The sequence below is a fragment of the Brevibacillus sp. DP1.3A genome, from assembly GCF_013284245.2.
Taxonomy (GTDB): domain Bacteria; phylum Bacillota; class Bacilli; order Brevibacillales; family Brevibacillaceae; genus Brevibacillus.
Map to the genome: position 1 here is coordinate 1,293,841 of NZ_CP085876.1, position 15,481 is coordinate 1,309,321.

At 47.9% G+C, this 15,481-nt stretch carries 11 protein-coding genes; 8 read left to right on the plus strand and 3 right to left on the minus strand.

The genetic code is table 11. From position 1 onward, the window contains the following. Positions 1-187 precede the first annotated feature (187 nt). From HP399_RS05880 to HP399_RS05900, 5 genes are all read left to right on the plus strand, one after another. Positions 188-619 (plus strand): hypothetical protein, encoded by a 432-nt coding sequence (locus HP399_RS05880; RefSeq protein ID WP_173616623.1) that lies wholly within the window; start codon positions 188-190, stop codon positions 617-619. A 229-nt stretch (positions 620-848) separates the two neighbouring features. Then, positions 849-1,970, plus strand: a complete 1,122-nt coding sequence (locus HP399_RS05885) for an S-layer homology domain-containing protein (protein WP_173616622.1) — start codon at positions 849-851, stop codon at positions 1,968-1,970. Between the two features lie 359 nt (positions 1,971-2,329). Beyond that, positions 2,330-4,738, plus strand: coding sequence for a 3-hydroxyacyl-CoA dehydrogenase/enoyl-CoA hydratase family protein (locus HP399_RS05890; RefSeq protein ID WP_173616621.1), 2,409 nt, complete (start codon positions 2,330-2,332; stop codon positions 4,736-4,738). Between the two features lie 18 nt (positions 4,739-4,756). Further along, on the plus strand, positions 4,757-5,935 hold the full coding sequence (locus HP399_RS05895; RefSeq protein ID WP_173616620.1) for an acetyl-CoA C-acetyltransferase: 1,179 nt from the start codon (positions 4,757-4,759) through the stop codon (positions 5,933-5,935). A gap of 26 nt (positions 5,936-5,961) precedes the next feature. Beyond that, entirely contained in the window at positions 5,962-7,740 is a 1,779-nt protein-coding gene (locus tag HP399_RS05900; RefSeq protein ID WP_173616619.1) for an acyl-CoA dehydrogenase family protein, read from the plus strand. 54 nt (positions 7,741-7,794) lie between these two features. Here the strand turns inward: HP399_RS05900 and HP399_RS05905 are convergent, their stop codons facing one another. Genes HP399_RS05905 through HP399_RS05915 form a run of 3 tightly spaced genes read right to left on the minus strand, consistent with a single transcriptional unit; the run spans position 7,795 to position 11,627 of the window. Further along, positions 7,795-8,946 carry a Ger(x)C family spore germination protein gene (locus HP399_RS05905; RefSeq protein ID WP_173616618.1) on the minus strand — a complete coding sequence of 384 codons (1,152 nt, stop codon included), beginning with the start codon at positions 8,944-8,946 and terminating at the stop codon, positions 7,795-7,797. 1 nt (position 8,947) lies between these two features. After that, positions 8,948-10,456, minus strand: a complete 1,509-nt coding sequence (locus tag HP399_RS05910; protein WP_173616617.1) for a spore germination protein — start codon at positions 10,454-10,456, stop codon at positions 8,948-8,950. Continuing rightward, positions 10,443-11,627: an endospore germination permease gene (locus HP399_RS05915; RefSeq protein ID WP_228088456.1), complete on the minus strand. Its 1,185-nt coding sequence runs from the start codon at positions 11,625-11,627 to the stop codon at positions 10,443-10,445. Before HP399_RS05915 ends, HP399_RS05910 begins: the two co-directional genes overlap by 14 nt. A 64-nt stretch (positions 11,628-11,691) precedes the next feature. Here HP399_RS05915 and HP399_RS05920 point away from each other — a divergent pair, with 64 nt between their 5' ends. Genes HP399_RS05920 through HP399_RS05930 form a run of 3 tightly spaced genes read left to right on the plus strand, consistent with a single transcriptional unit; the run spans position 11,692 to position 15,451 of the window. Further along, positions 11,692-13,236: a spore germination protein gene (locus HP399_RS05920; protein ID WP_173616616.1), complete on the plus strand. Its 1,545-nt coding sequence runs from the start codon at positions 11,692-11,694 to the stop codon at positions 13,234-13,236. Then, complete coding sequence (locus tag HP399_RS05925; RefSeq protein ID WP_173616615.1) at positions 13,236-14,336, plus strand: GerAB/ArcD/ProY family transporter; 1,101 nt, start codon at positions 13,236-13,238, stop codon at positions 14,334-14,336. Before HP399_RS05920 ends, HP399_RS05925 begins: the two co-directional genes overlap by 1 nt. Beyond that, positions 14,333-15,451, plus strand: a complete 1,119-nt coding sequence (locus HP399_RS05930) for a Ger(x)C family spore germination protein (RefSeq protein WP_173616614.1) — start codon at positions 14,333-14,335, stop codon at positions 15,449-15,451. Before HP399_RS05925 ends, HP399_RS05930 begins: the two co-directional genes overlap by 4 nt. The last annotated feature ends 30 nt before the right edge of the window (positions 15,452-15,481 follow it).

Below are 15,481 nucleotides of genomic sequence, written 5' to 3' on the forward strand. Positions count from 1 at the left end.
CGGAAATAATCAGTCATTCAGCAAATGTTGTTGACACAAGAAAATGAGCTGTCGGGCTTTGTTACCAAGATTTTCCTAGGGGGTAACCTGTTTGCCCTTGCTTTGATAGACAGCGGGGAAATGATTTCATTCATTCAAACTGTCATGCAGAAGGGCTCTGTAGCGGGTATGGTAATAGTGATTGCCTTTGCCTTATCAACACATTCTGTTGGCAAAGCTGTTCCCAGGATTGGTGCTAAGTGCTGTTAGTATGTTACTGCTTCTTGCAGAGGGAGTATGGTTTTTACAGCTTTCCCCTGCCTTTCTCTTACTTGCCATCGTGTGTGGAATTCCTGGGCTGATTTTTATCAACCTGATCGGAATCATGGTGGATTTACAGTTGCCTAAGCTGCGCTGGAGCTCCGAACAAGAGGCCGTCAAGCAAAATCTCAATCCCCCTTTCCCGCTGGTAATAGGCCTTATGGCAGGTGGCCTAGTCGTCCTCGCCAGTTTTTCGCTTGGGATATCCATGTTAGGGACCACTCTTGGGATTATTGTCCTGTTCACTCTCATCAACATTTTCTTATATCGGTTGCTTCTGACCAAGGGACCAGGATGGTTAGAGCAGATTGAAGGATAGTCAGCGTATAGAGAAAAAGGATATAATTGGGCCGCTACTACAAAGTGCGGCTCTTTTTCATTTGTTTTGAAAAAGTATAACAAAGTCCCGTTTTCATCCCGATACAAGAAAGGGAGAGATCAGACCCAGGAAAATAGACCAATATGGCAGGAATGGATGCTACTGGGGACGAATTCCAAAAAAAGGGAGTAAGGAAATGATCATGGTAAGAGAGGAGTTATCGTAAGTCATGGTAAAGCGTTTTGCTATCGTTTTTCTCTTGGCACTGCTAGTGGTGCAAAGCGTTTTTTCAGGGAGTGCGAATGCGGCTGCACCTGGTATGTATACGGACATACAGGGACATTGGGCGCGTGAGCAAATCAACGAAATGGCGGATTTGGGCATCGTAAAGAGGAAGGGATATCAGCCTTTTTACCCAAACAAGCCAGTTACTCGAGGCGAAGCTTTGGCTATGTTGAATCGCGTATTTGAGACGGTATATGGACCGATTGAAAAGCCACAACGCAAGCCAAACCTGGATCAACGCTATCTACTCCGGGGGGAAGTAGATCAACTGCTGAGCAATCTAAAGACCATGATGAAAATCGAAACGGACGATCTGGGCAAGTTTGATCCAGGAGACCGGATGCTGTACTATCTATATTTGGCTGAAACCGGGCACCTGATGAAAAAGCAAGAGAAGGAAAATCCGGACTGGTGGATGTCCAGTGCCGGGATGCAGTGGCCATTGACGAGAGAAGAGGCCAGCTTGATGCTGTTTCATATGCTGGCACCACAAAAATTCCGCACAGCCAACATTAAACCACAAGATACAGTCTCTTTCTTTAACAGCCATTACGAATGGAAGCGCGACCGATTCTATCGGGATACATATTCACCGTACCCACTGGCGATCCGGGAATTCAATCTGTTTCTGACGGACAAGACCTTTTCTCCGAATAAGATCCTGACGCGTGCAGAATATGTCGTTGTGATGGATCGACTGATTGATTATTACCGGATGGATGCAGCTTCGCAGTTCCGTGGTTCACCTGCGAATCAGCAGCACATCGCGCAGGTGAATTTACGAGCAGCGAATTTGGCGTACGAAACCAAAAATCAGAAGCAGCTGTCTGTGCTCTTTACAGATGATGCACTCAAAAGCATGGCAAAGCTGGAACAAGTGCCCACGTACAACGGACCAGTAAAAGTATCGGTCAAGGCTGACGAAAACATTTCAAAAGCCCTCTGGGTGATTGCTCATTATTTAGACCCGAAAAACGGTGACTTCCAGATTGAATACCGATTGGAAGCAGACGCGTCCAACGCTTACGGACGCAAGATCACCACGCTGATTTACTCGCAAAAATAGGACAGAAAATGGGGCACTGGACAACTGGATGCCCCTTTTCTTTTCTTTCGTGAAGTGACGATTGCAACTGACAGAATTTTCGATTACAATAAAAACTGAACGGTGATTCAGTTGGTGGGAGCGTAGCATCTCCGGGCATGTAACACAGCCAAAACGTGGGATGTCATTTTTTAACCCACATACTGAATGAGCATTCATTCAACGGGAGACATGTGCTGATGTACACAGGAATATCTATGGAGAAAGTAGAAGTTTTAAAAATGATCTGCTAGTCTGAATATTGGGTATTCACTGTTGCGAGGCCATTCTTTTGACCATGAATAAGCCATGACTAGGTTTTTAAAAAGGAGGATTTGGAGATGGAACGCAAAATTCGCAAGGCGGCAGTTCTCGGTTCAGGCGTCATGGGCGCTGGGATCGCAGCACATTTAGCCAACGTCGGTATTCCCACTTATTTACTGGACATCGTGCCGCGTGAATTGACAGCAGAAGAGAGTAACAAAGGACTTACTTTGTCTGATAGCGTGGTGAAAAACCGGATAGCACAAGCGGGCCGTGACCGACTTTTGAAGGAGAAGCCGGCGCCGCTCTACGATAAAAAGAACATCGACCTGATTACAGTTGGTAACTTCGAAGACCATCTCTCTTGCTTGAGCGAGGTCGATTGGATTATTGAGGTAGTTGTCGAGAACATCGAGGTGAAGAAGAGCGTCTTCGCTATGGTAGAAGCGCATCGCAAGCCAGGGACAATCGTGTCTTCCAATACGTCCGGTGTTTCTATCAACGAAATGGCAGAGGGACGCTCTGATGACTTCCGCAAGCATTTCCTCGGCACACACTTTTTTAACCCACCGCGCTACTTGAAACTGTTGGAGCTGATCCCAGGTCTAGATACAGACCCGCAAGTCATCTCTTTCATGAAGCATTTTGGTGAGCACGTGCTCGGAAAAGGAATGGTCGTTTGCAAGGATACGCCTAACTTCATCGCTAATCGCATCGGTACATATGGATTGCAGGTTTCGATCCACGAAATGGTGCGACTGGGGCTTGGGGTAGATGAGGTAGATGCGTTGACAGGACCAGTCATCGGCCGTCCGAAGAGCGCTACGTTCCGCACACTCGATGTCGTCGGACTTGATACGTACGTGCATGTGGCGGGTAACGTCAGGAACAAAAGCACGGATGAGCAGGAGCGCTCGGTTTTTGAAGTGCCGGAGTTCGTTCTGCAAATGGTGGAGAAAAGATGGATCGGGCAAAAGGCTGGTCAAGGCTTTTTCAAGCAGGTGAAGACGGAGAAAGGCAAAGAGATTATGGCACTGTCGGTTGACACGCTGGAATACCGACCAAGTGTGAGGCCGAAGTTCGCTTCCCTCGAAACAGCCAAAACAGCCAAGACATTGCCTGAGAAGTTGAGAGCGCTCGTATACGGCAAGGACAAGGGCAGTGAGTTTGTCTGGAGTGTTTTCAAAAAGGTACTGCTGTACTCTGCTGAAAAGGCTCATGAGATCGCAGACGATATCGTCTCTGTTGACCAGGCCATGAAGTGGGGCTTCGGCTGGGAGATGGGGCCGTTCGAAACATGGGATGCCATCGGTCTCGAAAAGTCAGTGGCAAAAATGCGTGAGGAAAACGAGAAGATTCCGGCACTCGTTGAGGAGCTGCTCGCGAGTGGGAAAACCTCCTTCTATCAAAAAGAACAAGGGAAGCGCAGCGTGTTTTCCATCGGAGGCATCTACAAAGACGTCGAAGAGAGCAAGGAAAACATCAACTTGGCAGCACTTAAGGAGCAAGGCAAGCTGATCAAGAAAAATGCGGGTGCTGCCTTGATCGATTTGGGCGATGGAGTCGCATGTCTGGAATTCACCTCCCCGCACAATGCACTTGGGATGGATGTCTTGAACATGGCAAGTCAGGCGGCAGAGGAAGTGCAAAAGAACTTCGCTGGTCTGGTCATCGGTAATCAAGGCAAAAACTTCTGCGTCGGGATGAATCTCGCAATGGCGTTGATGGAAGCACAGGATGAGAATTGGCTGGAGCTCGACATGCTCGTCTCGAATTTCCACAAAACAGCACGGGCTCTGCGCTACATGCATCGTCCAGTCGTCGCAGCACCGTTCGGCATGACGCTGGGTGGCGGTGTCGAGGTGGTCTATCTCGCGGATCGTGTACAGGTATCGGCAGAGACGTACCTTGGACTGGTAGAGGTGGGAGTAGGGCTTCTGCCAGGTGGCGGAGGAACGAAGGAGATGCTGTTCCGAGCAATGGAAAACGTTCCAGAGGGAGGCAGCATGCCAGTTGATCCTTTCCCATTCGTGGCGAAGGCGTTTGAAGCCATTGCTATGGCAAAGGTATCTACGAGTGGTCAGGAAGCCATCAATCTGGGGTACTTGCGACCGACTGACCGCATCAGCGTGAATGCTGATCATCTGCTATACGATGCGAAGCAGCTGGTGCTTGCGATGGATAAAGAGGGCTACACGCCGCCAGCGCCACGCAAAATTCGCGTCATTGGAGAAACGGGTTATGCGAACCTGCGCCAAAATATTTATGCCATGAAGAAAAGCGGATATATTTCCGAGCATGATGAGCTGATTGCAAGCAAAGTTGCCTATGTCATGTCTGGTGGTAACGTGCCTGCGGGTACAGAAGTGACAGAAAGCTACATTCTGGAGCTGGAAAAGCAAGCGTTCCTCGAACTGATCAAGACACCGAAAAGCCAGCAACGGATGCAGCACATGCTGACCAAAAACAAGCCTTTGCGTAACTAGGGAGAGGGAGGGATAACGATGAGAGAAGCAGTTATTGTCGCGGGCGCCCGTACCGCTATCGGTAAATCGAAAAAAGGAAGTCTCAAGGATTTTCACCCAGTCGATATGGGAGCCGCAGTTGTAAGCGACCTGTTGCGCCGCGTGCCACAGCTCGATCCGGCTGATATCGAGGATATTATCCTGGGGACGGCTGTACCGGAAGCTGAGCAAGGCATGAATATGGCTCGCCTGATCGGACTGCGTGCCGGATTGCCGACAAATGTATCGGGAATCACGATCAATCGCTTTTGCTCCTCCGGTTTGCAGACGATTGCTTACGCTGCTCAGCAGATCATGGTCGGTAGCTCCGATGTAGTTGTCGCTGGCGGGGTGGAGAGCATGAGTCTGGTGCCAATGCTCGGTCACAAAATCGCACTCAATCCGACTTTGGTAGAAACGAAGCCAGAAGCGTACATGAGCATGGGTCATACGGCAGAAGAAGTAGCGAAGAGGTACAACATTTCTCGTGAGGATCAGGATGCTTTTGCTCTGCAAAGCCATCAGCGTGCGACGGCTGCGATTGCTTTAGGGAAATTCCAGGATGAAATCGTACCATTGACAGTCAAGCAGCATTTTGTAGATGAAGCTGGCAAGGTTCACGTCCAGGAACGTGTTTTCGACAAGGATGAAGGAGCGCGCTCGGACACGACGATGGAGGCACTCGCCAAGCTCAGGCCGGTCTTTCATGTGCAAGGTAGCGTAACAGCAGGAAACTCCTCGCAAACGAGCGACGGCGCGGCGGCAGTTCTCGTGATGTCTGCCGAAAAAGCAGCCGAGCTGGGTGTCGAGCCGATTGCCAAGTTCCGTTCCTTTACGGTTGGCGGCGTAGACCCTGATGTCATGGGGATTGGTCCGGTTGTCGCGATTCCAAAAGCATTGAAGCTAGCGGGAATCAGCTTGGAGGATGTCGATCTGTTTGAGTTAAACGAAGCGTTCGCTTCTCAATCGATTGCCGTCATTCGCGAGCTGGGACTCGATCCTGAAAAGGTCAATGTAAATGGTGGGGCAATCGCATTAGGGCATCCGCTCGGTTGCAGTGGTGCCAAGCTGACCGTCCAGCTTTTGAACGAAATGAAGCGCAGAGGCGGAAAATATGGAGTCGTTACGATGTGTATCGGTGGTGGAATGGGAGCAGCTGGCGTTTTTGAGATGATCTAATTTTAAAATAAGGGAGAGGGATAGTAATGGCAGAAACAAAAGATTTGATCCGCGGTGGAAGCTTTTTGATCGATGCAGGTTCAGCTGATGATGTATTCGTGCCAGAAGAATACACCGACGAGCAAAAGATGATTGCCAAGACGACGGAGGATTTCGTCAACAATGAAGTTCGTCCTCATCTGGAAGAGCTTGAAAACCACCAATTTGATATTTCGGTTCGTCTGTTGAAGGAAGCAGGGGAGCTCGGTCTGTTGGCTGGAGATGTTCCGGAGAAATACGAGGGACTGGGGCTGGATAAAGTCAGCACTGCACTCGTAACAGAGAAGTTCTCGCTGGCTCGCGGCTTTGCGCTCAGCTACGGCGCCCATGTCGGTATCGGGTCACTGCCGATCGTGTACTTTGGAAACGAGGAACAAAAACAGCGTTACCTGCCTGATCTGGCGTCTGGAAAACGAATCGCTGCCTACTGCCTGACAGAGCCAGGCTCTGGCTCAGATGCGCTGGGTGCGAAAACGACAGCGACACTCTCCGCAGATGGCACGCACTATATTCTCAACGGAGAGAAGCAATGGATCACAAACGCTGGCTTTGCTGATGTGTTTATCGTATACGCGAAAATTGATGGCGAGAAATTTACAGCCTTTATCGTCGAGCGCACATTCCCAGGTGTTTCGTTTGGACCGGAAGAGAAGAAGATGGGGATCAAATGCTCCTCGACACGTACGGTCATTTTGCAAGATGTACCTGTGCCGGTAGACAATCTGCTCGGTGAGTCTGGGAAAGGTCACGTGATCGCGTTCAACATCTTGAACGTTGGTCGTTACAAGCTCGCGGTGGGCGCAGTCGGCTCCGCGAAAAAAGCAGTGGAACTCGCGACAAACTACGCAAAAGAGCGTAAGCAGTTCAAAACGCCAATTGCCAACTTTACCTTAATCAAAAACAAACTGGCGAACATGGCAGTGAAAACGTATGCGGCTGAAAGCTCCGTCTATCGGACAGTGGGTCTGTTCGATACAGCGCTGACTCGCTTGGGTGAAAAAGCGGATGATGGCGCGGAGGTTGCGAAGGCGATTGCGGATTATGCAATTGAATGCTCGATCAATAAAGTATTTGCCACTGAGGTTTTGGATTACTGCGTGGACGAAGGCGTGCAAATCCACGGTGGATACGGCTTTATGTCCGAGTATGAGATCGAGAACATGTACCGTGACTCTCGGATTAACCGTATTTTCGAAGGAACGAACGAAATCAACCGCATGCTCATCCCAGATACGCTCGTGAAAAAGGCGATGAAAGGCGAACTGCCACTCATGCAAGCAGCAGGCAGCCTGCAAGCAGAGCTGATGAGCTATTATCCAGAAGAGATTGAAGATGCACCTTTAGCTATGGAGAAGCATCTGATCAACATCACGCGCAAAATCATTTTGATGGTGGCTGGTTCTGCGTTGATGAAATACCAACAGGAGATGTCCAAAGAACAGGAGCTCTTGGCATTCGCGGCTGATATGCTGATCGAGCTGTATGCAATGGACAGCATCGTGAAGCGTACCGAGAAAGCAATGGCGGCACATGGCATCGAAGCCGAGCAGCAAAAGCTGGAAATGACCGCTGTGTATGTACATGAGGCATTCGACCGTATCGAAGGCTGGGCGAAGGAAGCATTGGCAACGATGGAAGAGGGCGACGAGCTTCGTCTACGCCTCTCGATCCTGAAAAAGCTGACCCGCCGCACGCCGATCAATACGGTGGCACTCAAACGTTCGATTGCGGATCGTGTTATCGAAGCGGGAGCATATGTGGTATAGCTCTAAATAGTAAACGGGAAAAGGAGCAAAGTTCAGGCTTTGCTCCTTTTCCATTTAACGAACTTGTTTCACCTTCGAAATTCCGCCATCGTAAATCGTCACTTTGACGTTCACCGCCCCCAGAGAAGACGGCTGAAGCGGTAGTGCCCCATTTTGCTGCATCCGTTTCCATTCTTGCGGATATTTGCGATAAAGGGTGTGACCGAGCTGGAGCGTGTCCATCTGCTGCTTCCGTCCTTTTTCGTATAGCCCCCGAATCTGCTCTTCGATTTTTTTCGCGGCTTCTTTTTCGATTTCCCGAACAGGGCTGATGTGATGGTATTGCGGTATGAAGCCGAGCAGTTCTACATCAATCTGAAACGTGACCTGATTGTCTCGCAGCAGCGGCTGTATCTTTACTTTTGGTTTTTGCAGGACGAGATTTGCGAGAGGCTGCTTGCCCTTCTTCAAAGTCAGTAATGATCGATTCGTATGCTTGTCTAACCAGCGCAATCCGAGCAGCTCAGAGCGCGGCCAGCATCCCTTGACCTCCTTGTTTTGCAGCATGCAGGCACCGGTTGTTTTAAGCTGGGGTAAAGGTTTGTTGTCCTCCGACCAGGTCTTTCTGTTAATAGAGAGCATTGGCAAATAGACGACCTTGTTCGGCTCATCTCTTTTGCTGACAAATTGAAACAGCTTCATCGGGTAAATCACCGAGTTTTGCTTGTGAAGATCCTGTGGATTGGACAACTGCGAGTAAATGACAGGCTGTTTGAAGACTTGCTTGGGCGTAAGAATATCCATCAGTGGATCTTTGGTTGCATATGTCCAGATCGTGTAACGAAATTCGTAAAACCGATCGAGCTCATCGATGACCTGATCGAGAAGCGGGGATTTCAATACTTGTTCACTGAGAACCAGAGAGCGTATATGACTCCATGTCATTTGCTCTTGATTTGCGGGATAGAGACTAAAGAGTGCGCTCACAAAAGAATCGCCGCTTCCTTTTGCAATGGCCACCCCGCTTGTAGACCGTTCTCCTCCCGCTTCTTGTTTGGCGATGGTAGAGAAGCTCAATATTTGGGCGTACACCTCGAATTTATTGTCAACAAAATCGACCCCAAGCGCATTGACATAAAGCAGATTCTCAATTTCTCGCGCGTTCCAGCAGCCACTTAGCAGGAGCGGAAGGAGGAGGAGGGCAGCTATTGCGCGGATGCGAGCCATGTCAGGAGCCCTTCCTTTTTTCAGGATTATGCAGGAATTCAGGGCTTTTCTCCACTTTACGCCATGGTGTGCGGAACAGCGTTTTATACAAGTCAGGCCAAGAGGTCGGCGCAAGCGGCGACAAATAGTAAAGGCCAAAGGAGCGCATGTTGGAAAAGAACAGAACCATGGCCAGAAGCGACATCATGAAGCCAAACATCCCGAGAAGCGAGCATAAGAGCAATATCCCGAACCGAAACAGTGTGACTGACGAGACGATATGCTGATTGGATAACGTAAAGGTAGCCATTACGGAAAGCGCGACAATGACAAGACTGCCTGTGGAGGTCAAACCAGCGGATATCGCTGCCTGTCCGACGATCAGGCCTCCTACAACAGACAGTGTTTGACCGATGGACAGAGGAAGGCGCAAACCAGCCTCCTTGAATAGATCAAACAAGAGCACCATGAGCAAAACCTCCAAGGCAGCTGGTAATGGAACACCTTGTCTCGATTTGACGATGGTGGCAATGAGTGTATAGGGAAGCTGTTCCTGATGATACGTAATGAGTCCAACCCAAAAGCCGGGTAAAAAAAGGGCAATGAGGACACAGGCGAGTCGCAGAATCCGAACAAATGCGACGGAAAAAACAGAGGAGCTGTTATCTTCAGCAGCGTTTAGCAGCATGAAAAAGTTAACAGGACCAATGAGCGAAATGGGAGAGCCATCAACCAAAACGGCAAATCGTCCCTTTAACAGGGCATTTACCACATAATCGGGTCTTCCCGTGTATTGAAACTCGGGCAAAAGAGTAAAGGGTGAGCGAGATAATCTTTCTTCTACTTGCATACCACTAATGATGCCTTTGCTATCAAGCGAATTCATTCTGTCTTGAATTTCCTTCAACAACTGCGGGTCGATTTGGTCCTGCAAATATAACAAACCAACACGGGTATGCGTGTGGCTGCCGATGATATACGGGACGAATTTTAATTGATACGTCCGCAGCCGTTTACGGATGAGTCCCAGATTCGTATTAATTTCTTCTGTAAAGCCATCTCGGGGGCCGCTAATTGATGCATCCGTATTCGTTTCCTCGGGTTCGCGCCTAGGAGGATTGCCAGTCTCCACATAATAGACTGCTTGAAAGTCTTCAAACACTAGCAACAAATTTCCGGAAAAAACGTGCCTGCATATCCAATCAACATTCGTCGGCTGCGTCAGCTCATTCATGAAAAAGAGCCGTTTCTCAAATAACTCTTCTGCATCGAGAATGTCTTCGTTGACAAAAAGCTGGATGAGCTGTGGCATCAAGTACTCACTGATGTGATTTAAATCGCAAATGCAGTCGGCGTAGATAAAATGAACGCGAGTAGGAGAGTGCCCTGGGACCAGGGTGTGTGTATCTACGCATACGTCATTGCAGTTTTCAAACAAATCTTGAAACGCCTGTACAGAAATCGAGGGCAATTCTATAACGGCTGATGCTGGCGTATACCCTTTGACCTTGGCAAACCTACGATTCTTCATGTTGTTTCCTCCTAGGGGCGAAGGCTGTCAAGAGAGCAAAAACGACGGAAATAGACAGGGCCAATACCAAAAGACTAGGCATAACCTGTTTCGATAAAAGGCTGTAATATTGAATCGCACTTATCGGATAGAGGGAGAGGGCAGATGAGAAGAAAAAGAGCCCGATCAACCACCAAATCCGTTTCTTCCCATAAGGAATCATCAGAATCTCTACAATGAGCAAAAGCGAGAGAGAAATTCGCGTAAAGGCACCGCTAAACCATTGGTATATGCTCAGGAAATCGAGATGCTCGATATACAGGCCAATATTGGCGAGTCGCCATTCTTCATAGGCAGGATAGCGCAATTTTCCGGCTTTATCAGGTCCGAATTCTACGATCGCTCCTAAGGTTGGGCCGAATGTCAGGCCAATCATGACAAACGCCAAAATGAATAGTTGATAGTACGGCACTTTGGATTGAAGGTGATGTTTCAAAAATAAAAAGAGGAGCAGCTCGACAAAGCCTGTGCCCGCATACATCATTCCCTTTAAAACAGGGGGCATCCCATTTTCCATGATGGGGAGGAGAAGACTGTAATCCTTGTTTGGAAAGTTGGTAGACATGACGAAAAATCCTAAAAGCACGACGAATGGCAAAAGAACAGATGAGGTAATAGCGATAGAGCGGATTCCAAACATGGCATTTACGAGACACAGGACTGCAAACAAAATCGTATGTACCTCCAGTGGTGTTTCTGGAGCAAACGATAAATTGATCCAGGTAATCGTATCGGTCATCGTCATGGTAGCGATTGCGAAGCAGTAGACACATGTCAGTAGCGCCAAAACGAAATACAGAGGGAAGCCGTAAGTCTTTTTCATCCACTGGAACAGATGCTCATTCTCTGTTTTTTTATAGACCGTATAGAGTAAACCAGTCCACAACAAGTAAAGCAGCCCAGCTAACAAAACCGAGATCCAGGAGTCTCTTTTGGCCGAATCTAGCATCATCGGAATGACGATGACATGGTTCATCAATCCGTTGGTTAAAAGCAGCATGACGACGATTTGTGTAAAAGATAATCCGTTTTTCATGATTTCCCCGCCAAAGTAATCTCGTACTCCCAACAGTATTTGCATGGCGTTGGGATTTATTCGATTCAGCGGCAGAATGTGCCAAGTCGCATGCATATTTTGGGAAGCTCTCACGAACGCTAATGGAACATACTTCGTAAGAGGGCGGGAGCTGTAGGAGATGGCGATGAGAGGGTGGCTGAGAAGAAAAAAGACATCTGTCAAAGACAGGATGAGCCACTCGAGTGAGCCTATCCGTGTTCGGGAGATCAGTGAACGATTAAGTGATAACCTTGCGGAGCTGAATGCGATTTTCACGCTGACACCCGATTTGGTCATTCGAACCTTTGCGTGCCAGCATATAGAGGGCATGGTTACACTCGTCTACTTGAATGGCTTGGTTGACAAAAACTCGATTAATAACAATGTGCTTCGTCCGCTTTTGTCACATCCAGCGGGTGAGAAATCGAGTATTTTTGACCTGTTATCTGTCGGAAAGGTATCGGTTGCCTACGACTTTCGCAAAGTAGAAACCGAGATTTTGCTTGGGAGCAGTCTTTTATTTATTGAGGGTCGAAAAGAAGTGCTTGTGATCGAAACGAATGGATGGCCGCAGCGGGCGATAGAAGACCCGCAGTTGGAGGCTGCGCTGAAGGGCGGACACCAAGGGTTTGTCGAAACGGACACGCATAACATTGCCCTCATTCGCCGCTATATTCCCAACCGTGAAATGAAAATAAAAGAAATGTGGTTAGGAGAAAGAGGCCTTTCAAAGCTTTCGATCATCTATTTGGCTGATGTGGCGAATCCGGAAATATTACAGGAACTGGAAGATCGGCTCAAGAGCATCAAGGTTGACTCGATTCTCAATGCGTCTGAACTGGAGGAGTATATCGAGGATAATCCTTACTCTCTGTTTCCTCAGTTTTTGACTTCAGAACGGCCAGATACAGTCGCCTCTCACATCTTGCAAGGGAAGATTGTCGTCGTTGTCGATCGCTCTCCAAGCGTATTAATCGGACCAGCTACTTTCGTTTCCTTTTTTCAAAATGTTGACGATTACGGTACGCGCTGGCCTGTCGCTACGTTCATCCGATTGCTTCGCTACTTGGCATTCTTGATTGCTACTTTTTTACCCGCGATTTATATTGCGGTGATTTCTTTCAATTATGAGGTGATCCCACTCGATTTGATTTTGTCAGTCGGAGAGTCCCGCGAAAAGGTTCCATTCCCTCCCTTGTTAGAGGCATTCATTATGGAGCTCACACTGGAAATGCTCAGGGAATCGGGGATTCGCTTGCCAGCGCCTATCGGACAAACCGTCGGTATCGTAGGGGGTATCGTGATCGGTCAAGCGGTCGTACAAGCGGGGATTGTAAGCAACATTATGGTGATCGTCGTTGCATTTACAGCGATCTCATCTTTTATTATCCCGAACTACGATATGGCCTCGGCAGTTAGGCTAATTCGATTTTTGATGATGATACTTGCTGCGATGTTTGGGTTCGTTGGAATTATAGTGGGATTAATGACACTGATTGGCCATTTAATTACGCTGGAATCATTAGGTGTTCCTTATGGAAGCCCTCTTGCCCCTGTGCGTTTCGGAGATTGGAAAGATTTGTTTATCCGCCTGCCACTATGGAAAATGAAAGATCGTCCCCTGTCAGCCCACACGATTGAGGAGCAAAGGCAGGGGGATAATCGGCCAAGGGAGGACGGGTGATGAAAAAGTATACATACAACCAATTGAGCGTCCTCCAGTACATTCTCCTCATTCATGGGGCACAAGTAGGGATCGGAGTATTGACGATTCCCAGAGAATTGGCGGAGAAGGCGAGCACCGATGGATGGATATCGCTTTTGATTGGATGGCTTGGGGCAACGCTAGTCAGTCTTGTCATCACGAACATGATGAAGCAGTACCCGGAGAAGACGATTATCGATATATTTCCATTGATCCTGGGCAAGTGGCTCGGTCGTGTCGCTATTGCTTTGATGTCCATTTATTGCGGGATAGCGGCGTTCGTTTTGATGATAAATGCCACGGGAATTATTAATGTGTGGCTCCTGTCTCAGACACCGGCCTATGTCGTCGTATTCCTTTTTGCTCTGCCGACCTATCTTATTGTCCAGGGAGGGGTTCGCGCGATTGGAAGGTACGCCGAGCTCGTGTTCTATCTTACACTTTGGATACCTTTTGTTCTCACGACGGCTTATCGAGAAGTGAATTGGTTAAACCTGCTGCCAGTAATCAAGGATGGCTGGCATCCAATATGGGAAGCGAGCAAATCCACGGTACTCTCTTTTCTTGGATTTGAAATTGGTTATTTCGCCTACCCTTTTTTGCAAAAAAAGCAATATGCGTCTCTCGGCATTGTCATTGCGAATACATTGACGATGCTTGTGTATATATCTGTCATCATCGTTTGCTTTGCTTATTTTAGCCCCGATGAAATCACGGAGTATACATGGCCTACGCTCAATCTATGGAAAGCCATCGAGTTCCGTTTTTTGGAACGTGTCGATATTCTATTTCTCTCTAGTTATTTGTTTATATTGTCAACAACTGTATCGCCGTACATCTATTTTTGTGTCTTTTCATCCAGTCAGTTATTCGGCATGAAGGATCACCGCAAGCATTTGCGTCTGTTCCTTCTTTTAGTTCCAGTGGCGGTATGGTTATATACGCCATCCTTTATCGATCTGAAGAAAGCGTCACAAATTTGGAGCTATACAGGATTGTTCTTTGCTTATACGCTTCCGTTACTGGCTTGGGGACCGATCAGGCTATCGAAACGAGCGGAAGGAGGGAAAAAAGCATGAGGGCATTTGCTCAGATTCTGTTATGGAGCTTGCTGGTAATCATGTTGGCAGGATGCAAGGATCAGATCAATTTGGAGGATACCACTTTATCGCTGATGGTCGGAATTGATTTGAACGAAAAAAACGAGCTTCTCTATTATATCTCAAGCCCTGTGTTCAGTCGGGAAGCAAAGGAAAAATCTGAGCAATACGGTATCCGGTCATCTACGATTAGAGAGGCGAGAATGGGCTTTGATGAGCGAGTGACAGGCTTGACCCAACCAGGCAAAATTCAGGTGCTTGTAATGGGGAAAAAACTGCTGGCTCACCCGGACTGGTTTCGGTTGCTGGATGTCGTTTTTCGGGATGCAAAGTTCAGTGTCAACGCCCGCATGGCTGTACATGATGGTCCAGTGAATGAGTTGTTTGATTTTAAACCAAAGGACAAGCCTCGTCTGTCTATTCATGTAACAAAGCTGATAGACACAGCCAATAGCAGAAATCTGACGGTAAAGACGAGGGCGCAGGAGCTCCATCGGCAAATGTATGAAAAAGGGATGACGTCTACCCTGACTGAGTTGAAGAAAGAAAAGAAGGCGGTCAAGGTAATGGGGACGGCTTTGTTAAAAGAAAATGGAACGTACGCAGGCTCGATAGAACCGCGGGATACCATTCTTTTGCAAACGCTGCTCCATGAAAAACAAGGGGAACTGTCCGTCACCATCCCGATTAAAGAGCCGAACGCACACAATCAAATTGTGAAAGACAGGATCAGTTTTTTTATCAAAGGAGTCAAAAAAAAAGTAAAAACAACCTATCAGAACGGTCGATTTCATTTTGACGTTCATTTCAACTTGCGAGTGTCCGTATCGGAGCGAATGTTTCCGTACGACATGAAAAAGGACTACAAAAAGATGGAGCGAATGATCAGTGACGAGTTACAGAAGGATTACATGAAGTTAATCAAGAAATGCCAGGAAATCGGTGTAGACCCATTTGGGTTTGGTCTCTATGCGCGTGCCTATGAATATAAGGAATACAAAAAGGTAGAGGATGATTGGACGAAAGCTTTTTCCAATGCAACAGTTGAAGTCAAGCCAAACGTATCGATTAAGGGAAATGGCGTCATAAAGTGAAGGGTAAAAGACAAAACCCCCTGGCAATCA

Bases quoted from the DNA above. Each gene is read 5' to 3' on its own strand.
- HP399_RS05885 (WP_173616622.1), top strand. From the start codon at position 849: ATGGTAAAGCGTTTTGCTATCGTTTTTCTCTTGGCACTGCTAGTGGTG.
- HP399_RS05890 (WP_173616621.1), top strand. From the start codon at position 2,330: ATGGAACGCAAAATTCGCAAGGCGGCAGTTCTCGGTTCAGGCGTCATG.
- HP399_RS05895 (WP_173616620.1), top strand. From the start codon at position 4,757: ATGAGAGAAGCAGTTATTGTCGCGGGCGCCCGTACCGCTATCGGTAAA.
- HP399_RS05900 (WP_173616619.1), top strand. From the start codon at position 5,962: ATGGCAGAAACAAAAGATTTGATCCGCGGTGGAAGCTTTTTGATCGAT.
- HP399_RS05905 (WP_173616618.1), bottom strand. From the start codon at position 8,946: ATGGCTCGCATCCGCGCAATAGCTGCCCTCCTCCTCCTTCCGCTCCTG.
- HP399_RS05910 (WP_173616617.1), bottom strand. From the start codon at position 10,456: ATGAAGAATCGTAGGTTTGCCAAGGTCAAAGGGTATACGCCAGCATCA.
- HP399_RS05915 (WP_228088456.1), bottom strand. From the start codon at position 11,627: ATGCATGCGACTTGGCACATTCTGCCGCTGAATCGAATAAATCCCAAC.
- HP399_RS05920 (WP_173616616.1), top strand. From the start codon at position 11,692: ATGGCGATGAGAGGGTGGCTGAGAAGAAAAAAGACATCTGTCAAAGAC.
- HP399_RS05925 (WP_173616615.1), top strand. From the start codon at position 13,236: ATGAAAAAGTATACATACAACCAATTGAGCGTCCTCCAGTACATTCTC.
- HP399_RS05930 (WP_173616614.1), top strand. From the start codon at position 14,333: ATGAGGGCATTTGCTCAGATTCTGTTATGGAGCTTGCTGGTAATCATG.